18 protein-coding genes are annotated in these 19,564 nt (G+C 60.9%); 10 read left to right on the top strand and 8 right to left on the bottom strand.

Translation table 11 applies throughout. From position 1 onward, the window contains the following. Positions 1 to 6: 6 nt before the first annotated feature. From RM533_RS04040 to RM533_RS04025, 4 genes are all read right to left on the bottom strand, one after another. Entirely contained in the window at positions 7 to 891 is an 885-nt protein-coding gene (locus tag RM533_RS04040; RefSeq protein ID WP_311339920.1) for a CoA transferase subunit A, read from the bottom strand. A 36-nt stretch (positions 892 to 927) separates the two neighbouring features. Further along, positions 928 to 1,818, bottom strand: a complete 891-nt coding sequence (locus tag RM533_RS04035) for a VOC family protein (RefSeq protein ID WP_311339919.1) — start codon at positions 1,816 to 1,818, stop codon at positions 928 to 930. A gap of 208 nt (positions 1,819 to 2,026) precedes the next feature. Beyond that, a complete protein-coding gene (locus tag RM533_RS04030; protein WP_311339918.1) occupies positions 2,027 to 3,745 on the bottom strand; it encodes an FAD-binding protein in 1,719 nt (572 codons plus the stop codon). A 56-nt stretch (positions 3,746 to 3,801) separates the two neighbouring features. Continuing rightward, positions 3,802 to 4,599 (bottom strand): SDR family oxidoreductase, encoded by a 798-nt coding sequence (locus RM533_RS04025; RefSeq protein ID WP_311339917.1) that lies wholly within the window; start codon positions 4,597 to 4,599, stop codon positions 3,802 to 3,804. 289 nt (positions 4,600 to 4,888) lie between these two features. Between RM533_RS04025 and RM533_RS04020 the strand changes: the two genes are divergently transcribed. The 7 genes from RM533_RS04020 to RM533_RS03990 all read left to right on the top strand — a co-directional run bounded on the left by RM533_RS04020 (position 4,889) and on the right by RM533_RS03990 (position 11,743). Beyond that, positions 4,889 to 6,103, top strand: a complete 1,215-nt coding sequence (locus RM533_RS04020; protein ID WP_311339916.1) for an acyl-CoA dehydrogenase family protein — start codon at positions 4,889 to 4,891, stop codon at positions 6,101 to 6,103. 14 nt (positions 6,104 to 6,117) lie between these two features. Next, entirely contained in the window at positions 6,118 to 6,939 is an 822-nt protein-coding gene (locus RM533_RS04015; RefSeq protein WP_311339915.1) for an alpha/beta fold hydrolase, read from the top strand. Then, entirely contained in the window at positions 6,926 to 7,702 is a 777-nt protein-coding gene (locus tag RM533_RS04010) for a fumarylacetoacetate hydrolase family protein (RefSeq protein WP_311339914.1), read from the top strand. The genes RM533_RS04015 and RM533_RS04010 overlap by 14 nt, the downstream gene beginning before the upstream one ends. A gap of 11 nt (positions 7,703 to 7,713) precedes the next feature. Further along, entirely contained in the window at positions 7,714 to 8,655 is a 942-nt protein-coding gene (locus RM533_RS04005) for an acetaldehyde dehydrogenase (acetylating) (protein ID WP_311339913.1), read from the top strand. After that, positions 8,652 to 9,689, top strand: a complete 1,038-nt coding sequence (gene dmpG / locus RM533_RS04000; protein WP_311339912.1) for a 4-hydroxy-2-oxovalerate aldolase — start codon at positions 8,652 to 8,654, stop codon at positions 9,687 to 9,689. The genes RM533_RS04005 and dmpG overlap by 4 nt, the downstream gene beginning before the upstream one ends. Next, a complete protein-coding gene (locus tag RM533_RS03995) occupies positions 9,686 to 11,188 on the top strand; it encodes an FAD-dependent oxidoreductase (protein WP_311339911.1) in 1,503 nt (500 codons plus the stop codon). Before dmpG ends, RM533_RS03995 begins: the two co-directional genes overlap by 4 nt. A gap of 78 nt (positions 11,189 to 11,266) precedes the next feature. Then, positions 11,267 to 11,743 carry a nuclear transport factor 2 family protein gene (locus tag RM533_RS03990; protein WP_311339910.1) on the top strand — a complete coding sequence of 159 codons (477 nt, stop codon included), beginning with the start codon at positions 11,267 to 11,269 and terminating at the stop codon, positions 11,741 to 11,743. 39 nt (positions 11,744 to 11,782) lie between these two features. On the opposite strand, the gene RM533_RS03985 is transcribed toward RM533_RS03990, so the two are convergent. Further along, entirely contained in the window at positions 11,783 to 12,583 is an 801-nt protein-coding gene (locus RM533_RS03985) for an inositol monophosphatase family protein (protein WP_311339909.1), read from the bottom strand. Continuing rightward, positions 12,580 to 13,800 (bottom strand): bifunctional glutamate N-acetyltransferase/amino-acid acetyltransferase ArgJ, encoded by a 1,221-nt coding sequence (argJ, locus tag RM533_RS03980; RefSeq protein WP_311339908.1) that lies wholly within the window; start codon positions 13,798 to 13,800, stop codon positions 12,580 to 12,582. The genes RM533_RS03985 and argJ overlap by 4 nt, the downstream gene beginning before the upstream one ends. 66 nt (positions 13,801 to 13,866) lie before the next feature. On the opposite strand from argJ, the gene RM533_RS03975 reads away from it, so the two are divergent. Both RM533_RS03975 and secA read left to right on the top strand, forming a co-directional pair. Beyond that, positions 13,867 to 14,211 carry a hypothetical protein gene (locus RM533_RS03975; protein WP_311339907.1) on the top strand — a complete coding sequence of 115 codons (345 nt, stop codon included), beginning with the start codon at positions 13,867 to 13,869 and terminating at the stop codon, positions 14,209 to 14,211. 90 nt (positions 14,212 to 14,301) lie between these two features. Then, positions 14,302 to 17,085, top strand: coding sequence for a preprotein translocase subunit SecA (gene secA, locus RM533_RS03970; protein ID WP_311339906.1), 2,784 nt, complete (start codon positions 14,302 to 14,304; stop codon positions 17,083 to 17,085). 73 nt (positions 17,086 to 17,158) lie between these two features. Here secA and RM533_RS03965 read toward each other — a convergent pair whose 3' ends face one another. Further along, positions 17,159 to 17,326: a CsbD family protein gene (locus RM533_RS03965; protein ID WP_311339905.1), complete on the bottom strand. Its 168-nt coding sequence runs from the start codon at positions 17,324 to 17,326 to the stop codon at positions 17,159 to 17,161. An 81-nt stretch (positions 17,327 to 17,407) separates the two neighbouring features. Then, entirely contained in the window at positions 17,408 to 18,151 is a 744-nt protein-coding gene (gene ygfZ / locus RM533_RS03960) for a CAF17-like 4Fe-4S cluster assembly/insertion protein YgfZ (protein ID WP_311339904.1), read from the bottom strand. 70 nt (positions 18,152 to 18,221) lie between these two features. Between ygfZ and RM533_RS03955 the strand changes: the two genes are divergently transcribed. Further along, on the top strand, positions 18,222 to 19,550 hold the full coding sequence (locus RM533_RS03955; RefSeq protein ID WP_311339903.1) for a dihydroorotase: 1,329 nt from the start codon (positions 18,222 to 18,224) through the stop codon (positions 19,548 to 19,550). The last annotated feature ends 14 nt before the right edge of the window (positions 19,551 to 19,564 follow it).

Below are 19,564 nucleotides of genomic sequence, written 5' to 3'. Positions count from 1 at the left end.
CTTCCATCACATCACCGGCAGCGGCAATGCCGCAATCTTGTCCACGCCGCCAACGCTGGCCTGGTAAGCGGCCTCGTCCTTGCCGACGAACCGGTCGGAAACCTGCGACCAGTCGCCGGGATCCTTGGCCGCGGCCGCGTAATCCTTGAACCAGCCCATGTCCCAGCCATAGGCGGGCGGCATCGACGAAGGATGCGCGCCGCCGGGCATTTCTACCACGCCCGACACGAAGCAGCGCTCGATCGCATTGGCCGCGACATCGTCGGGATGGCTGTCCTCCATCTTCTCGACCAGTTCCTCGCAACTGACAAAGGTGCGCTTGGCCGCCTTGGCGAACCACGGATCGTAATAGTAATCAGGTCCGAGAAACTGGTTGTTGCCGCGCCAGTCGCAGCGGTTTGCGTGGATCAATGCAACATCAAGCTTGATCGCCGGCATTGCCAGCATGACCTCGCCATCGTCGTAAGGTGACTGTACCGTCTTGATCCCGCCAAGCTCGGCAAGATCGGTGCCAAGCCCGACGCGGGTCGGCAGGAACGGCATATCGAACGCCGCTGCTTTCAATCCCCACTGGAACATGCCTTCGTCCATTTCAAAGACGTCGATCTGTCCTGCCTCGCGCGCTTTCCTGAACCAGGGCTCCAGGGGGATCGCATCCAGCGATACGAACGCAAAGATCAGCTTCTTCACCTTGCCCGCCGCGCACAGCATGCCGACATCCGCGCCGCCAAACGCCGCGATGGTCAAGTCCTTCACATCGCTGCGCAAAATCTCGCGCACCAGCGCCATGGGCTTGCGCCGTGGCCCCCATCCACCGATGCCGACGGTCATGCCGTCCTCGATTTGCGCAACGATGTCGCGCGCACTCATCCGCTTGTCGAGATCAGCCACGGGCCGCTCCTTCGATCATTTCGTCACGATTATCCGTCATTGTCCGAAATCCCATCTGTGCCCCCACAGGTCCTCCTTCTCGGTGAAGGTCGGCGTGAACCTGCTCCAATCCTCGGTCAGCAGCCCGCCACATCCATATTCCATGTCGAAGCCGGCCGGAGTCCGCACGTAAAAGCTGATCATGTGATCGTTCGTATGCCGCCCCAATGTGGAGGAAATATGGCAGCCGGCGTCAAGCGCCCGATCAAGCGCAAATCCCACATCGTCAATGGTCTGCACTTCGAGCATGGCGTGAATGGCGCCGCTTGGTGCAGGAAACTCACCAAAAGCTATGGCATGGTGGCGCGGCCCGGCGGCATGCATGAAGGCCAGCCCCAGACCCGCTGCCGGGCCGTCAGGAAAATGCACCCGCATTTCGTCACTCATCCCAAAACCCAGGCAATCGCGATAGAATGCCCGGGTTTCTTCAAAAGCGCTGCTCGGCAAGACGATATGGCCCATGCCGCCGTCGCCTGTGACAAATCCGCTGACCGCCTGCGGCGATACAAACGGCGTACCGGATACCCTGCTGCCCCAGACAAGTTCGATTGCATTGTCCGAGGGATCGGTGAAGCTGGCGAGGCCTGACGCCGCCCGTCCGGCTGCCTCCTGTGTGGTGTGGTGCGTGACCTTGTGGCCCGCAGCCTCCACCCGCTTGAGCACGGCTGCCCAGTCGGCCTCGTTCGCGCATTCGAAACCGGCAGCGGCAAAACCGTCGCGATCCGACTTTTCGATGCGCAGGCGCCACGGCCGTGCGTCGATCCTGAAATCGAGCCGGTCTGCTTCATCATGCGCCAACGCAACGCCAAGGATGTCGCAGCCAAAGCTGCGCCACGCAGCGGTATCCTGTGCGGCGATGCGGATGTAGGCGAGCGACCGAACGGCCATCGGCAATCCCCTTCTTGCTAAAGCGAGTTTCCTGCCATGCCGAACGCATGGTATCTGCACACTACCCTACGCAGATTTGCCGAGGTAGCAATACGCAATTCAGCAGGATTTATAAATATAACCATCACTTCGCGTATATGCCAACGCCCTCAGACAGTCCGGCCGCGCCTCGTGACTGGCGTGGTGCGTCCTGCTCGTTTTCTTCAGCTCAGACGCCGCGATCTGCAAGGTCCTGTGCCACACGCCGTCCCGAAAAGATGCAATCGGCAAAGCTGAGACCGCTGACATAGGTCTGCGAGCACAGGCCGATCGCACTGCGGCCTGCTGCATATAATCCCTTGATTGCCGCGCCATCAGGACCAAGCACGCCGCCTGTGTCCTCGTCCACGCGCAAGCCACCTACCGACATGATCGCCAGCGCCAGCAACCGGCTGTCAATGGATGCATCCATGGCATAGAACGGGCCGCGGGCAATCGGACGCATGTCGTGAACCGTCTTGCCGAAAGCGTCGGTGCCGTTTCCGGCAATCACGTCATTGTAGCGGGCGACGGTCTCACTCAAAGCAGCGGCAGGCATCGCGAGTTTATCGGCAAGTGCCGTCAGCGTGTTTGCCCGCCTGGCATTGAACAGCAGGTTGATCATGGTGACCTGCCGCTGAAAGGGCACGATGCGTTTGTCCCGGGCTTGTGCAAACGCGGCCTTGCGGCTGGCCGCATCGTAGATAACCCAGGCCTTGCCACCTGGCTGCTGTGCGATGCAGTCGCCCATCGTGGCGCCATAAACGGTTTCATCGACGAACCTTTGCCCGCCAGCGTTGACGACAATTGCGTCGGACCACGCCTTGGGCGGATTGATGAACCGCCATGCGCTGATCCGCTCCATGAGAGCAGTGGTGCCGCCCGCCGATGCCCCCAGCAGAATGCCCGACCCGTCGTCGCCAAGCGTACCATTTGGCATCGCCTTCAGAAACTTGGGAGCGAAATGGGCCAGCATCGCCCTGTTCAGCACGTAGCCGCCTGCGCTGATCTGCACTCCGCGCTGCGCCCGCACCATGAAGGGAACGGCGGCGCGCTGCGCAATGGCAAAAGCCTTGTTCAATGACCGGCGGCCAAGCGCGATGGTCAGTGCCGACAAGGGAAAGCTTGGGGGCAGCGCTGCAAGCATCCGGTCGGCCCGGGTCAGAAGCCGGGCAAACCGGTCCGCATCGCGGCCGGGCATGATCCGCATCCCCGCCACCCCGATGACTCGCCCGGCGTCATCCATGACCAGTTGCCGTGCCTGCGCATATCGCAACAGGCGCATACCCTTGGCGAGCGCCGCTTCTTCGAGCCGGGCCGTGATTGCCCTGCCCAGACCCCATGCCTTCTTCCCGTTGCGGGCGTAGGCGCGATGCCCGCGCGGCGCCGGTTTTGCCTTGGCCGCGTATTCAGCCACCAGGCTGTTGTCAGGATGGTAGAGGAATTTGTCGAGTGGCGGGTAGGATGCCTTGTGCGGCCAGTAGCTTGGGTCAAAGCGTCCACCATGGGACATGATCCAGTCGATCGTTTCGGGGCTGCCGGCGACGAACCGTTCCAGCGCCGGGCGCGAAATGACCTCGCCTGCCTCCATCGACAGATAGGCAAGCATGTCCTCGGGGCGGTCCTCGATGCCCGCTGCCCGCTGGATTGCTGTGCCGCCACCAGCGTAAAACACGCCGCCGTTGGCCGCGGTGGAGCCGCCTTGTGCAAACCGGTCGAGCGCAATCACGCTCATGCCCTGTTCCACCGCCTGAAGTCCTGCGGCAACACCTGCGCCGCCGAGTCCGACGATGACGAGGTCGGCCGCATCATCCCAGTGCGCGTCGTCGGGATTGGCAAGGACGAGCGGTGCATCGATCTGCACCCCCATTGCCATCGCAAAGGCCGGCACAGCATTCGTAGTGGGCATTTCGCCGGTTTGCGCAGCCGTCAAGGCATCTGGCCGGGGGGACTGTCCGCCCATCCTCAGCCTGCTCGCCTGGCGGTGTCGTCGCGCATGGATCGCCAGGGCGGGCTTTCTCCACCACCATCGACACGCAAGGATCCGCCGCTGACGTAGCTGGCAAGAGGCGAGGCCAGCCAAGTTACCGCATCGGCGATTTCCTGCGCGCGCGCCAGCCTGCCTGCGCCGATGTTTGCTGCAATCCGCTGCTGTGCCTCGGCATCGCCGTAGGTCGCTTCGGTCTGCTCGGTTTCGACATAGCCGACAATGACGATGTTGCTGCGGATATGCGGACCCCATTCGATGGCAAGGCTTTGCGTCCAGCCGGTCAGCCCGGCCTTGGCCGCTGAATATGCCGCTGTCATCGGGGAGGGCCGAATGGCCGACACACTCGAGATGTTCACGATGTTGCCATCGGACGATCGCATCAGCAGCCGATGGGCAAAACGCGCCGTGTGCATCGGGCCGAGCAGGTTGAGACCCACGATGGCTTCGGTAAAACGCGGCGATGCGGTGGCGGCATCCGCTTCGGGGCTGCCGCCGGCGTTGTTGACCAGGATGTCGAGGCCGCCATGCCGTTCCTCGATGGTGGCCATCATCGCTTCCACCGATTGTGCGTTGCGCACATCGCAGCTGACGTAGTCGAAAGGACAGTCGGGATCGGCGTCGCTTCGGCCGCAGACAACCGGGGTGGCTCCTGCATCGGCAAGCCGCTGCGCGATTGTCCTGCCAATTCCCTTCGCTCCGCCGGTGACCAGCGCGGTTCTGCCGTGCAGATCTATGGCAATTCCCGACATCAACATCTCCCGCTCTTTATTCATCACTGGCTTTCTTGTTTTCTGGCATTCAGCAACAGACGTGCGGACGATTGTCGAAGAGGTAGCCCAACCTGCAGCGCAATATTGCCAAGGCAGCGAGGTTGCACAGACCCGGCGCAGTTTCAAGCAGGGTTCCCGCGCAACGGCGCACAACGTCCCTGCGATTTTGCACACAGGCACTTCACCATTGACGAATTGCGTAATCATAGGTATATTTCGCTACGAATTAAGAGAGTGCATGCACAAAGTAGCTTGTCTACGCGTTGCAATCGCCTGATGAGAGGAGCACACCATGACTGCAAGACTGGCCGTCGACAGCCATGCGACACAGATTATTCCATCACCTGAAACGCTGATCGAGCGCGCCCGGGCCATGATCCCTGTCCTGCAGGAGCGTGCCCGCGACGTGGTGCGCAACCACCGGGTCTCAGACGACAGCATCGCGGAAATGCAGGCGGCAGGCTTCTTTCGCGTGCTGCAACCAAAGCGCTTCGGCGGCTATGAAATGCATCCCAACACATTCTTCGCCATTCAGAAGCTGCTGGCCGAAGGCTGCATGTCGACGGGCTGGGTCTATGGCGTGGTTGGCTGCCACCCTTATGAGCTGGCGCTGTTCGATGAGCGGGCGCAGGCAGAGGTGTGGGGAGAGGATGATACGACGCTGGTATCCTCAAGCTATCAGCCGGTCGGCAAGGTGGAGCGGGCAGAAGGCGGGTTCTACCTGTCGGGCCATTGGGGATTTTCTTCGGGCAGCGGCCATTGCGACTGGGTAATCCTTGGCGCGCTGGTCCCGCCGCAGGTTGAGGGAGGCGCGCCCGATTCGCGCGCCTTCCTGATCCCGCGCAGCGACTATCGTATCGAAAAGGCGTGGGACGTGTTCGGCCTTCAGGGCACCGGCAGCGAAGACATCATTGTCGATCGGGTCTTCGTCCCCGAATATCGCACGCACCGGGCCGAAGATGGCTTCTTGTGCAGCAATCCGGGTCAGGCAGCGAACGATTCGGCGCTTTACCGCCTGCCCTGGGCGCAGGTATTCGTCCGCTCGGTGTCCACCGCGGCATTCGGCGGTGCCCGTGCCGCAGTCAAGGCTGCCACACAGATCATGCAGGATCGCGTGTCGACCAATACCGGCAAGGCCAGCAAGGCCGATCCCGTGCTGCAACAGGCCCTTGCCCGCGCGCACGCCGAGATTCTCGAGATGGAGCTCACCCACAAAACAAGTTTCGAGCAGCTCATGGCCCATGCAGAGGCGGGCGAGGCCATTCCTATGGAACTGCGGGCGCTTTACGCGTATCAATCCTCGTCCGTGGTGCGGCGCCTTGCCGATCTCGTCGATGATCTGATGCCGCTGCTGGGCGGAAGGGCCATTTACATGTCGAGCCCTATCGTCCAACCTTGGCTCGATTTGCATGCGGCGCGCGCCCATGTCGCCAATGATCCGGGCAATCGCGCCAGCGATGTGCTGGGCACCATGGCGGGAGAGGCGCCTGCCTTTAAATTCCTGTAGGGAGACGATTGGCCATGGATCTTGAACGCGAGCAGATAGCTGTATCGGGCGGTTATGAACTGTCGGTGGCGCATGGCGGCCCGACGGACGGCCCGGCAGTTGTCTTCCTCCATGGCAGCGGACCCGGCGCATCGGCGGAATCGAATTTCAAACAGAACATCGATGCCTTCGCCGATGCGGGCTACCGGGTGATCCTGCCTGACCTCATCGGCTATGGCGGTTCGTCCATGCCCGAAGGGATCGACTACACTCTGCAATTGTTTACCGATACCGTTTATGAAGCGCTGCAAAAGCTCGGCATCAAAAAAGCGGCGCTGGTGGGCAATTCGCTGGGCGGGGGCATCGCCCTCCAGATGGAGCTTGATCATCCCGGCTATGCGACAGCAATGGTGCTGATGGCGCCGGGCTGCATCGAGGAGCAGGCAAGCTATTTCACCATGCCCGGCATCAAGAAGATGGTGTCCGGGTTCGGCGGGCCGGACTTCAACGTCGAGGAACAGCGGCGGCTGGTCTCGAACCTCGTTTATGATGCTTCGATCATTTCCGACACGCTGGTGAAGGAGCGGTTCGCCGTCGCCAGCAAGCAGCCCAAGGACGTGCTCGCCCGGATGAAAACGCCCAACCTCGGTCCGGAACTTGGCAAGGTAAAGTGCCCGATATTCGTCCTTTGGGGGCTTAACGACGAGTTTTGTCCTGAAAGTGGCGCCCGTCACTTCCTTGACAAATGCGAGGATGCGCGCTGCCTGACCTTCAACACGGTCGGACACTGGGTGCAGGTGGAGCGTGCTGCCGAGTTCAATCGCTATGCGGTCGATTTCCTCAATGACCAACGCTGAAGACCATGGCCGGCGGCTCTATGAAGCCCTGCGCAGCGGAACGACCATCCCGCCGCTGATCGCAGCGGACCCGTCGCTGACCATTGACGACGCCTATGCGATCAGCCTTGCTTTTCTGGCCCGGCGGCAGGCAGATGGCGAAAAGGTGGTCGGCAAGAAGATCGGCGTCACATCCAAGGCCGTGCAGGACATGCTGGGTGTGCATCAGCCCGACTTCGGCTTTCTTACTGATGCGATGGATACCGGCTCCCGGATCGACATCGCGGCCAACCGCCTCATCCATCCGCGTGCCGAGGCGGAAATTGCATTTCTGCTTGCAAAGCCGCTGAATGGACCGGGCGTGACAGAGGCGGACGTGCTGGACGCGACGCACAGCATCGCACCGTGTTTCGAGATCGTCGACAGCCGCATCGACGATTGGAAGATCGCGATTGTCGATACTGTCGCGGATAATGCGTCGTGCGGCGTCTTTGTGCTGGGTGAAGCGCGGGCAGATCCACGCGACTTCGACCTGCCGAACCTGAAGGTCACAGTGACGAAGAACGGCGCGCCGCTTTCGGAAGGGCTTGGTTCTGCTGTGCAGGGCTCTCCGCTCACCGCCGTTGCCTGGCTCGCCAACACGCTTGGTCAGCATGGCGTCAGTCTTGATGCCGGTGACATCATCCTGTCGGGCAGTCTGGTGCCGCTGGAGCCAGCACGTCCCGGAGACCGCTTTGTCATGGAACTGCATGGCGTCGGCACCTGTGCCGCAAATTTCACGTAAGGAACGATACAATGACGCGAGTAAAGGCTGCAATCATTGGCTCGGGCAATATTGGCACCGATCTGATGATGAAAATGGTGAAATACCCACAGAACATGGAGCTGGTCGCAGTCGTTGGCATTGACGAGAAATCCGAAGGCCTGGCAATGGCGCGCGAACATGGCGTTGCCACCACGCATGATGGCATCGACGGCTTGCTGGCGATGGATTGTTACCCCGACATCCGCATCGTGTTCGATGCGACCAGCGCCTATGCGCACAAGCTGCACGATGAAAAACTGCGCGCCGACGGCAAGCAGGTGGTCGACCTCACCCCGGCAGCGATCGGGCCGTTCACGATCCCGCCGGTCAACATGGAAGCCAATCTGGATGCCGGCAATGTCAATATGGTGACCTGCGGTGGACAGGCGACAATTCCGATGGTGGCCGCAGTCTCGCAAGTGGCGACGGTGCATTATGCCGAGATCGTGGCGTCCGTGTCCTCCCGGTCGGCAGGGCCGGGCACCCGCGCCAATATCGATGAATTCACCCGCACGACTGCCCGCGCGATCGAGGACGTCGGCGGCGCGGAAAAGGGCAAGGCAATCATCATTCTCAACCCGGCCGAGCCGCCGATGATCATGCGCGATACGGTGTTCACCTTGTCCGAGGGTGCGGACGAGGATGCAATCCGCGCGTCGGTGCAGGCGATGGTGAAGAAAGTGCAGGGCTACGTGCCGGGCTACCGGCTGAAGCAGGATGTCCAGTTTGAACGCTATGGCGACAACAACCGGCTGCATATCCCCGGCCGTGGCGATTTCACGGGCCTGAAAACCTCGATCTTTCTCGAGGTCGAGGGTGCTGGCGACTATCTGCCCAGCTATTCCGGCAATCTGGACATCATGACTGCGGCGGCCAAGGCAACGGGTGAACTGATGGCCGAACGGATTGCGGCAGGAAAGGTGGCGGCATGACCTTCGATGTAAACACGCAGAAACTGTACATTCAGGATGTGACCCTGCGCGATGGCATGCACGCCATCCGCCACATGTATGGCATCGATCATGTGCGCGATATCGCTCGCGCACTGGATACAGCCGGAGTGGACGCAATTGAGGTTGCGCATGGCGACGGCCTGTCTGGCGCCAGCTTCAATTACGGCTTTGGCGCGCATACCGATTGGGAATGGCTGGAAGCGGTGGCCGACGTGCTTACCCGCTCGGTCCTCACGACGCTCATCCTGCCGGGTGTCGGCACGGTCGAGGAACTGCGCCGTGCTTATGACCTCGGCGTGCGTTCGGTGCGGGTGGCAACCCATTGCACCGAGGCCGACGTGTCGAAGCAGCACATCGGCATCGCGCGCGATCTCGGCATGGATGTGGCCGGGTTCCTGATGATGAGCCACATGATCGAACCCGATGCACTGGCCCAGCAGGCGGCATTGATGGAAAGCTACGGCGCGCAATGCGTCTATGTCACCGACAGCGGTGGCGCGCTCGACATGGATGGTGTGCGCGACAGGTTCCGCGCTTACAAGAAAGTGCTGAAGCCCGAAACCGAACTGGGCATCCATGCGCATCACAATCTGTCGCTCGGCGTTGCCAATTCGATCGTCGCGGCACAGGAAGGCGCGGTGCGCATCGACGCCAGCCTTGCCGGCATGGGTGCAGGCGCGGGCAATGCTCCATTGGAAGTGTTCGTCGCTGCCGCCGATCGCAAGGGCTGGAACCATGGCTGCGACGTCATGGCATTGATGGATGCGGCCGAGGATCTGGTCCGCCCGTTGCAGGACCGGCCTGTGCGTGTGGACCGCGAAACGCTGGCGCTCGGCTATGCAGGTGTTTATTCCTCCTTCCTGCGTCACGCGGAAAAGGCAGCGGATGATTACGGACTCGATACGCGTGCAATCCTGGTCGAACTTGGCCGGCGCAAGATGGTCGGCGGGCAGGAGGATATGATCGTCGATGTCGCACTCGACATGCTGAAGGAACAAGAGGCCGCATCATGAAGGCGTCGCTTCACCACCCGCTTCAGGCAGCGGATGTCATACAATGGGACCATCATTGCGATGTGGCGGTAGTCGGATTTGGTGCAGCGGGCGCCTGTGCCGCGCTGGAGGCAGCGCGCGCTGGCGCCAGTGTAACCCTGTTTGAGATGGCAGGCGGCAGCGGCGGTGCATCCGCATTGTCAGGCGGTGAAATCTACATCGGCGGCGGCAGTGATGCGCAAACGGCTGCTGGATTTTCCGACAGCGCGGAAGCGTTGGAGACTTACCTGCAAATGGCGGGCGGTCCGGATGCCGATGCGGACAAATGTGCGCTTTATGCCCGCAACAGCCTCGATCATTATCAATGGCTCAAGGATCAGGGCGTCCCTTACAAAGGCACCTATGTTCCCGGCAAGGTCATCGAGCCGACCACTGACGATACGCTGATCTGGTCCGGAAGCGAACTTGCCTGGCCCTTTCGTGAACAGGCAGCACCCGCGCCGCGCGGCCATGTCATTCAGCATGAAGGCTGGGGCGGCGGACGCAAGCTGGTCGACATTCTGGAAGCGCGCACCGTCGAAGCAGGCGTGGACGTTCAGTGCAACGCCCGGGTGACCGCGCTCATCATGGACGGGCGGGCAGTAGCCGGCCTTGTGGTGCGTCAGGATGGTCAGGAGCGCTGCATCCGAGCGACGCGTGGAGTGATCCTGTGTACAGGCGGGTTCTGCATGAACGAAGACATGCTCCGCCGGTATGCACCCCATGCAGCAAAACTCAACGACCCTATTGGCGTGAACGACAACGGTTCGGGCATCGAAATGGGCATGGCGGCGGGCGGCGATGCCATCCATCTGGACGAATTTTTCTCCACCTGTCCGTGGATCATGCCCGACAGCCTTGCACAGGGCGTTTTCGTCAATGTGGCTGGCAACCGCTTCATCGGCGAGGACGCGTATCACGGGCGGGTCAGCCGCACCATGCTGGATCAGCCGGGCGGCCACGTCTATCTGCTGGTCGACAATGCAACCTTTGCCCAGCCTCTCGACATTGCTCGCATAGAAATCGCAGCTGTCGGAGAAAGCTGGGAAGAGGTGGAGGCAGAGCTCGGCATGGAACCGGAGACATTGTCGGCAACGATGCGTGTTTACAACCGCAATGCGGCACAGGGGCGCGATCCTCTCTTCCATCGCGGGCCAGAATTCATGACACCCCTGGTCGAAGCGCCTTTCGCTGCCCTGAAGCTGGATTTTTCGACCAGCTATTTCAGCTTCTTCACGTTGGGGGGATTGAACACGGCACCCACAGGCGAAGTGCTGGATCGAGGCGGTATCCCTGTGCCGGGCCTTTATGCCGCCGGTCGGGCAAGCTGCGGCCTTCCGAGATGGGGGCACGGCTATTCTTCGGGCATGAGTCTTGCGGATTGCACATTTTTCGGCAGGCAGGCAGGATTATCTGCCGCGAGAAACGAACCTGCCGATGCCGTGTCAAACCGCAGCATTGATGTGGTGAGCGCCGAATAGGACAAGATTGGCGGCAACATCCGGCTCGAAAGCCGGAACGCTTGGTTTATAAAAAACAAAGACGAGAGGATTGTCCTGATGCTGGATCTGCAAGCGATTGAACTTATCAAACGATTGAAGTATAATTACTGCCGCTCGATAGATACTTGCAACACCGCCATGTTGCGCGAAGTGTTCGCCGAGGATGCCAAGATCGATTATCGCGGCGGCACTTACAGATTTGAAATGGCAGGGAGAGACGGTATTGTCGATGCGCTTGAAACCGCGTTTCACAAGGATTTCATCGCCTCGCATACTGTTCATATGCCGATCATTGATGTCGACGGTGACCATGCCACGGGCAAGTGGACGCTCGTCGATTACGCGCTTAACCTAGCAAAGAACAACGAAACGACAGTTGGTGCTGCACATTACGATGATGAATATGTGCACAGGGACGGCCGCTGGCAAATCCTGCGCAGCCAGTACGAACGGGTCTACGAACGCGTTTATCACGATGCGGACCCCTACCTTACCGCACATATGCTGCCGGATCTTCACGCCGCTCGCGGTTGATCGGCAATGCGGCGCCGGATCCTCGGACTGCGCGCAAGTTCAGTCCTTGGCGAGGCGCCGCGCCAGCCCGTCCCACAGGCTGGGTGAGGCCGCGGCAATCAGTCCCGTGCGATTATCGTCGACGCGGTAGGTGGTGCCATCAGGTCGCGCTGCCTTGCCACCCGCTTCGTTCAGCCATAGCACGCCTGCAGCATGGTCCCATGGCAAGGTCCTGTTGAACAGGGAAACATCGTTCACGCCGGTGGCAAGTCGGGGGTATTGTTCTCCCGCACATCGGGGAATATCCACCATCATGTAAAACGGCGCGACATCACGGGTCAGCTGGGCGCGCTCTGCAATGTCGGCATAAAGCATCGACACAGCAGCAACGGGCGGTTCGATACCGGTACTGCGCGCATGAACGCGAATGCCATTGATGTAAGCTCCCTCGCCGCGGACTGCATGGCAGGTCCGCCCGGTCAACGGATCATGTATCCAACCGGCTAATGTTTCCCCCCTTTGCGCCAGGGCAATGATGATGGCGAACGGCGGGCGTCCGGCGGCAAAATTGTGAGTGCCGTCAAGCGGGTCGACTATCCAGCAAAGCGTATCTCCCAACCGCTTCAGAACCGCAGGATCATCATGTGCAGCTTCTTCTCCGACGACATCTGCCTGTGGCAGCATGACCGTAAGTGCACGGGTAAGCATCGCTTCGGATTTGCGATCGGCAATGGTGACGAGCTCTCCCGGCGCCTTTGCGCTCACGTCTAGCGCACCAAGCGTGCGGTAATGCGGCAGGATGGCCTCTTGCGCAACGCGGACCAGCAGGTCAACGACAGGCAAGGCCGCGACGTCGATCACGTCCGGTAATCGGCGTTGATGGCGATGTAATCATGGGTAAGGTCGCAGGTCCACACGGTAGCTCGACCCCCGCCAATTCCGAGGTCAGCATCGATGCGAATTTCGCGCCCGCGAAGATGGGCCGCTACCGGCGCTTCGTCGTAATCGGCGAGCGGCAGGCCGTTGCGCGCGGCCCACGTTCCGCCAAATCCGATCGACAACCGGTCGCGGTCAGCCGGTTCCCCAGCCTTTCCCACTGCCATGACGACCCGGCCCCAGTTGGCATCTTCGCCTGCGATGGCCGTCTTGACCAAGGGAGAGTTGGCAATGGCAAGGCCGATCCGTCGGGCGCTGTCATCGTCCTGCGCGCCGGTGACTGCAACCTCGATGAACTTGTGCGCGCCTTCCCCATCCCGCACGACCAGATGGGCAAGCTGCCTGCACACGTCATGGATGGCAGCAGCGAAGGCATCCGCGCCGGGGCTGTCGAAATCCACCAGTGTTTCATTGCCTGCGCGCCCTGTCGCAAAGGCCAACACCGTGTCGCTTGTGGATGTGTCGCTGTCCACCGTGATGCAGGAAAACGTCGCCTTGTTCGCGGCATCGAGGCAGTGCTGCAGAAACTGCGACGATACTGCGGCGTCGGTGAAGATATAGCCCAGCATGGTTGCCATGTCGGGCGCAATCATGCCGCTGCCCTTGATGATTGCCGCAATTTCCACCCGGGTCGTCGCCAGCATGGCGCTTGCCGTCACGCCCTTGGGAAAAGTGTCGGTGGTGCCGATGGCTTCGGCAGCTTCCTGCCAGGTGCACGCGCTGCTGGCGAAAGCCTGGGCAAGGCCATGGCGCGCCTTGTCCAAAGGCAGCGGCACGCCGATCACCCCGGTGGAGGAGACGAACACATCGCTTGGCAGACAGTCAAGCTGCGATGCTACCTGCCCCATGATCTGTTCCACTGCCTCGCGCCCGCGAATACCGGTAAAGGCGTTGGAATTGCCGGCATTCACCACCAGCGCGCGCGCTTGCCCCAACTGCACTTGCCCACGCCCGAACTCGACTTCGGCAGAACAGCAGATATTGCGTGTGAACACACCGGCAACGCTGGTCCCTTCGACGAATTCAAAAAAGGTCAGGTCGCACCTGTCCCAGTTTTTATACCCGGCGCGGGCGACGCGCGGCACCACCCCGGCAATCTGCGGCATGGCGGGAAATGGCTGGGCAAGAGGAGACCGGTTCATGGTTCGACCATTGGCAAGAGCGCACGCATTTGCGGCCGATAAGGCCAGAACCACGCCGCGGCAATCATGTTTGCACGCCCTGTAACTGCAAGCCGGGTTTACCTTGGCGGCTCCCGCGCTTATCTTGAGAGCCATATGAAGCGGCTGCTTGCCCTGTTGGCCTTGATGCTTGGACTTGCCTCGGTGGTGTCGCCGGTGCAGGCGCATGCCGATCAGCAGGGTACGCAGCGTGACCTTGCCGGGTCCGCCAGCGGCAGCGAAAGCGCGGCGACAGCCTCTTTGCATGCTGCCGTGCCGATGTCGCTCCGGCGCGTGTTCGACGCTGGACGTCACGCCGAAACACCGCCGCGCGCACAGTCGCAGCCCATGGCGGCCGGCTTTATCCTGCTAGCGGATCGCGCACACGAATAGCCGCAACGGCGCCATGCGCATGCGCCGGCAAATCGGGCTGGCGGTATTCGGATCAGTTCTCTTATTGATATTTACGCAAAGGAAACGCCCATGTTCGGGGCTTTGGCCAAGACATTCTTCGGGTCGTCCAACGACCGCTACGTCAAATCGCTTGAAAAGATCGTCAGCCGCATCAATGCGCTGGAGTCGCACTACGAAAACATGTCCGATGAGGATCTGAGCAGCCAGACCGTGCTGTTCAAGGAGCGGCTTGCAGCAGGCGAGACGACGAACGATCTTCTGCCGCAGGCATTCGCCACCGTGCGCGAGGCGGGCAAGCGGGTGTTCGGCATGCGGCACTTCGATGTGCAGATGGTGGGCGGTATCGTCCTGCACCGGGGCGAGATTGCCGAGATGCGGACGGGCGAGGGCAAGACGCTGGTCGCGACGCTCGCCGTCTACCTTAATGCTCTTGAAGGCAAGGGCGTGCATGTCGTTACGGTCAATGACTATCTTGCCGCACGCGACGCCGAATGGATGGGGCAGCTTTACAATTTTCTGGGGCTGAGTGTCGGCATTATAGTACCCAACCTGCCCGAAGCGCAGCGCCGCGCGGCTTATGCCTGCGACATTACCTATGCGACCAACAACGAGCTTGGTTTCGACTACCTGCGCGACAACATGAAGCATTCGCGTGCGCAGCAGGTGCACCGCCCGTTCAATTTTGCACTGATCGACGAGGTGGATTCCATCCTGATCGACGAGGCGCGAACCCCGCTGATCATTTCGGGGCCGACCGACGACAAGACCGATCTTTACGTGACAGTCCACGCCGTGGTCACACAGCTTGTCGAAGAGGATTACGAAAAGGATGAAAAGGCCCGCTCCGTCACGCTGACCGAAGAGGGACTGGAACATGCCGAACAGATGCTGCTCGCAGCCGGCCTGCTGGAAACGGACAATCTGTACGATTTTGAAAACACCCAAGTGGTGCATCATCTTGACCAGGCGTTGAAAGCCAATGTCATGTTCAAGCGGGACACCGACTACATCGTGAAGGATGACAAGGTCGTCATCATCGATGAATTTACCGGCCGCATGATGGACGGGCGCCGCTGGTCCAATGGCCTGCATCAGGCGGTGGAGGCAAAGGAAGGTGTCCGGATCGAACCGGAAAACCAGACCATGGCCTCAATCACTTTCCAGAACTATTTTCGCATGTATCCCAAGCTCGCCGGCATGACCGGCACCGCCGCGACGGAAGCGTCTGAATTTTTCGACATCTACAAGATGAACGTGGTGACCATTCCAACCAACGTGCCGATCCAGCGCATTGACGAGGAAGACCAGTTTTTCAAGAACACGCAGGACAAGTTTCGCGCGATTGCCAAAGCGATTGCGGAAAAGAACGTGACCGGGCAGCCTGTCCTGGTCGGCACGGTTTCAATCGAGAAATCGGAGCTTCTATCAAGCTTTCTGCGCGAAGAAGGCGTCAAGCATGAGGTGCTGAACGCCCGGTTTCATGAACGCGAAGCGCATATCGTGGCGCAGGCAGGCAGGCTCAATACCGTGACCATCGCCACCAACATGGCCGGGCGCGGTACTGACATTCAGCTTGGCGGCAATGTCGAGTTCCTGACCGAAGACGAGTTGCGCGAGATGCCGGAAGGCGCGGAACGAGACGCTGCCATTGCCCGTATCAAGGAGGAGGTCGCGGCCGAGCGGGAGCAGGTGCTGGCGGCAGGCGGCCTGTTCGTACTGGGCACCGAACGGCACGAAAGCCGCCGTATCGACAACCAGCTGCGTGGCCGGTCCGGCCGGCAGGGTGATCCCGGCCTGTCGCGGTTCTACCTGTGTCTCGAGGATGATCTGCTGCGCATCTTCGGACCCGACACGCTGTTTTCCAAGATGATGAATTCCAATCTGGAAGACGGTGAAGCGATCGGCTCCAAATGGCTGTCAAAAGCGATCGAAACCGCACAAAAGAAAGTCGAGGCGCGCAATTACGACACGCGCAAACAGGTCGTCGAATACGACAACGTCATGAACGATCAGCGCAAGGTCATCTACGAGCAGCGCGCCGACATCATGGACTCCGACACGGTCGATGATGTCGTGACTGCCATGCGGCAGGACACGATCAACTGGATCACCGCCAGTGCATGCCCGCCCGGAACCTATCCCGAACAATGGGACATGGAAGGGTTGAAGGCCCGCGTGGCCGACATCATGGGCGAGGAACCGCCGCTCGACGCCTGGATGGAAGAGGACGGCATCGGCCCTGATGATATCGAGCAGCGGCTGGCCGCGATCGCGGATGCACGCATGGATGCCAAGATGGCCGAAATCGATCAGGAAAGCTGGAAGCAGATCGAGAAATCCGTTCTCCTCGACCGGCTGGACCATCACTGGAAGGAGCACCTCGCCACGCTCGATGCATTGCGTCAGGTGGTGTTCCTGCGAGCCTATGCACAGAAGACGCCGCTTAACGAATACAAGCAGGAAGCCTTTGCGCTGTTCGAACGAATGCTTGGCGCGATTCGTGAGGATGTGACCGGCACGTTGATGAAAAGCCAGTTGCGGATGACTCCGCCGGCGGCACCAAGCCTGCCTGATCTGCCCGATTTTCTTACCAGTGCAGGATTGATGACCGGGCATATCGACCCGCTTACAGGTCGCGACAACTCGGATGACAATGATGGGTCGCGTCAGCGCGAGGCGTTATTCGGCGCGCTTGCGGGATCAACCTTTGCGCAAGCAGGACCAGGTGGTGCGCAGGTCGATGACCCTTGGGCTGGCAAGAACGTCAGCCGCAATTCACCTTGCCCGTGCGGTTCGGGCAGCAAATACAAGCACTGTCATGGGGCGGTATCGCAAAGCGCCGGCCGCGTCTGAACCAAGCGAGGCGTCAAGGACAGCAAAAAGCCCCGCCATTTGGCGGGGCTTTTCTTGTCAGCAGTATTTGTAGTCAGATGTCGTTGATGACACCTTTGACCTTGCCCTTGAGCTGCTCACCTTTGCCCTTCGTCTCCTGTCCAGCGCCCTCGGCGCGGGTGTCAGGATCATTGCTTTGCTGCTTCGCCTTGCCAATTGCCTCATTGACATTGCCTTTGACCTTGTCGGTGAACTCACCCATTTTTTGCTCCTGCATTGTCTGCCCTTGGCCATTCAACGGGCCGCAGGCTGGCCTGTTCCAGGCAGGCCGAAGATCGTTGGATCATTCATCAACAGGCTGCGGCTCCAGCCATCGGGGCAGCAATTCCGCCGGCACGTCCGCCATCCGAAGATGATCGACAGCAACGCCAAGCGAGGGGTAGGCGGTTCTCTGCCGTGCTTCTTGCGAACGGTCGATGGGTACTACCAGCAAGCGGCGGTTCACCTTTTGCCGCCAGTTCATGCGGGCGGTATTCTCCTGTCCGATATAGCAACCCTTGCCAAAACTTACGCCATTCAGTTCGCCGGCATTGCACTCCAGCCATAAGGTCTGGTCGTAGCCCAGCTCGGCCCGGCCCTCCGGCACGCCAAGCGCCAGCCGGTGCGCACGATAGGCATCGTCGGCACAATCGGCATTGTCAGGATCAGATGGTTTGAGCCAGCGCTGGCCAAGTGCCGCCAGCCGCGGGTCGTCAGCGCCGCCGTCGCCGCGATGGGCATTCCAGTGCACCGCCACTGTCTCATCAACTTCAATGGCGATCTTGCGGCGCAGCCGGTACAGCGACAAGCGTTTGACCAGATCATCGGCATGGGCCTGCTCACAATCGAGCAACAGCCCGTCGCCTGACAACCAGACGAAAAAGTCGAACAGCACCTTTCCCTGCGGAGACAGCAGGGCGGCCCAGACCGGCATGACACCGGTAACATCGTTTGTAACCAGACTCTGGAGGAAGCCGGCGGCATCCTCCCCCGACAACCTGACAATGGCGCGGTTGCATAGAAGAGTGGCTGCAACGCGATCGGTCATCGTGAACATTTCCTTTTCCTTGCGTGCCAAAAGCAATTGCGCCGTGGACCGGCACGGGTAGTGTCGGGGCATGAAAGATACGCATGACACGCCCGAATGGGTCCTCGCCAATGGAACGGTCCATACGCCTGCCGGACCGCTCAACATCGACGTCGGCGTGCGCGAAGGCAAGATCGTGCAGCTGGGCAGTTTTCCCGGCGTGCGTCAGGTTGACTGCACCGGGCTCGACATCCTGCCTGGCGTGATCGACAGCCAGGTGCATTTTCGCGAACCCGGGCTGGAGCACAAGGAAGATCTGGAAAGCGGCAGCCGGGCTGCTGTTCTTGGCGGAGTAACCGCCGTTTTCGAAATGCCCAACACCAACCCCAATACCGACACTGCCGAACGCATTGCAGACAAGCTGCGGCGTGCGCATCATCGCATGTGGTGTGACCACGCTTTCTATGTGGGCGCAACTGCTGGCAATGCGGAACATCTGGCCGAGCTCGAGCGCATTCCGGGCACAGCGGGGGTAAAGATTTTCATGGGCTCGTCGACCGGCAATCTGCTGGTCGCAGAAGACGCGACGCTCGCCCGGGTGCTGGAAAGCGGGGCGCGCAGGGTTGCCATCCATGCCGAGGACGAGGAGCGCATGAATGAACGCAAGAACCTGCGCGTGACCGGCGATCCGGCGAGCCATCCGGTCTGGCGCGACGACGAAAGCGCGATGCTGGCAACGGCACGCATTCTGCGGCTCGCCAGGCAGGCGCGGCGACCGATCCACATTCTGCATGTGACCACCCCGTCAGAGCTGGCAGTGATCAGCCAGCATCGTGATATTGCAACGTGCGAACTGACGCCGCAGCATCTGACGCTGGCGGCAGAGGAAGCTTATCCGGCAATCGGCACCCATGCGCAGATGAATCCGCCGGTGCGCAGCGCGGCGCATCGCGATGGGCTGTGGTACTGGCTGCAACAGGGCGTCGCGGACGTGATCGGGTCCGACCATGCGCCGCATACATTAGAGGAAAAGGCACGCACCTATCCCGATTCGCCCGCAGGGATGCCGGGCGTGCAAACATTGCTGCCGCTGATGCTCGACCATGTGGCGCATGGCCGCATGACACTGGAACGGCTGATCGACATGACCAGCGCCGGGGTGCAGCGGGTGTTTGGACTGGTCGGCAAGGGGCGGATCGCGGCCGGCTATGATGCCGATTTTACCATCGTCGATTGCAAGGGCAGCTTCGAGATCACCGAGGACTGGCTGGCCTCGCGCTGCGGCTGGTCGCCTTTTACCGGCAAGCAGCTGCAAGGGCGGGTGGTTGGCACCATCGTGCGGGGCCAGCAGGCGATGTGGAACGGACAGCTTGCCGACAAGGCTCACGGTGAACCGCTGCGTTTTGCAGGCGCGCTCTGACCGTCAGGGCGAGC

Source organism: Croceicoccus esteveae (genome assembly GCF_031846435.1).
Taxonomy (GTDB): Bacteria; Pseudomonadota; Alphaproteobacteria; order Sphingomonadales; family Sphingomonadaceae; genus Croceicoccus; species Croceicoccus esteveae.
This window is presented reverse-complemented; position numbering and strand designations above follow the sequence as displayed.

What these genes read in the sequence shown, in the direction of transcription:
- dmpG (WP_311339912.1), top strand. Translation starts at nt 8,652, where the DNA reads ATGACCTTCGATGTAAACACGCAGAAACTGTACATTCAGGATGTGACC.
- RM533_RS04005 (WP_311339913.1), top strand. Translation starts at nt 7,714, where the DNA reads ATGACGCGAGTAAAGGCTGCAATCATTGGCTCGGGCAATATTGGCACC.
- RM533_RS04025 (WP_311339917.1), bottom strand. Translation starts at nt 4,599, where the DNA reads ATGAATAAAGAGCGGGAGATGTTGATGTCGGGAATTGCCATAGATCTG.
- RM533_RS03955 (WP_311339903.1), top strand. Translation starts at nt 18,222, where the DNA reads ATGAAAGATACGCATGACACGCCCGAATGGGTCCTCGCCAATGGAACG.
- RM533_RS04035 (WP_311339919.1), bottom strand. Translation starts at nt 1,818, where the DNA reads ATGGCCGTTCGGTCGCTCGCCTACATCCGCATCGCCGCACAGGATACC.
- RM533_RS03975 (WP_311339907.1), top strand. Translation starts at nt 13,867, where the DNA reads ATGTTTGCACGCCCTGTAACTGCAAGCCGGGTTTACCTTGGCGGCTCC.
- RM533_RS03995 (WP_311339911.1), top strand. Translation starts at nt 9,686, where the DNA reads ATGAAGGCGTCGCTTCACCACCCGCTTCAGGCAGCGGATGTCATACAA.
- RM533_RS04020 (WP_311339916.1), top strand. Translation starts at nt 4,889, where the DNA reads ATGACTGCAAGACTGGCCGTCGACAGCCATGCGACACAGATTATTCCA.
- RM533_RS03990 (WP_311339910.1), top strand. Translation starts at nt 11,267, where the DNA reads ATGCTGGATCTGCAAGCGATTGAACTTATCAAACGATTGAAGTATAAT.
- ygfZ (WP_311339904.1), bottom strand. Translation starts at nt 18,151, where the DNA reads ATGACCGATCGCGTTGCAGCCACTCTTCTATGCAACCGCGCCATTGTC.
- RM533_RS04030 (WP_311339918.1), bottom strand. Translation starts at nt 3,745, where the DNA reads ATGCCCACTACGAATGCTGTGCCGGCCTTTGCGATGGCAATGGGGGTG.
- secA (WP_311339906.1), top strand. Translation starts at nt 14,302, where the DNA reads ATGTTCGGGGCTTTGGCCAAGACATTCTTCGGGTCGTCCAACGACCGC.
- RM533_RS04015 (WP_311339915.1), top strand. Translation starts at nt 6,118, where the DNA reads ATGGATCTTGAACGCGAGCAGATAGCTGTATCGGGCGGTTATGAACTG.
- argJ (WP_311339908.1), bottom strand. Translation starts at nt 13,800, where the DNA reads ATGAACCGGTCTCCTCTTGCCCAGCCATTTCCCGCCATGCCGCAGATT.
- RM533_RS03965 (WP_311339905.1), bottom strand. Translation starts at nt 17,326, where the DNA reads ATGGGTGAGTTCACCGACAAGGTCAAAGGCAATGTCAATGAGGCAATT.
- RM533_RS04010 (WP_311339914.1), top strand. Translation starts at nt 6,926, where the DNA reads ATGACCAACGCTGAAGACCATGGCCGGCGGCTCTATGAAGCCCTGCGC.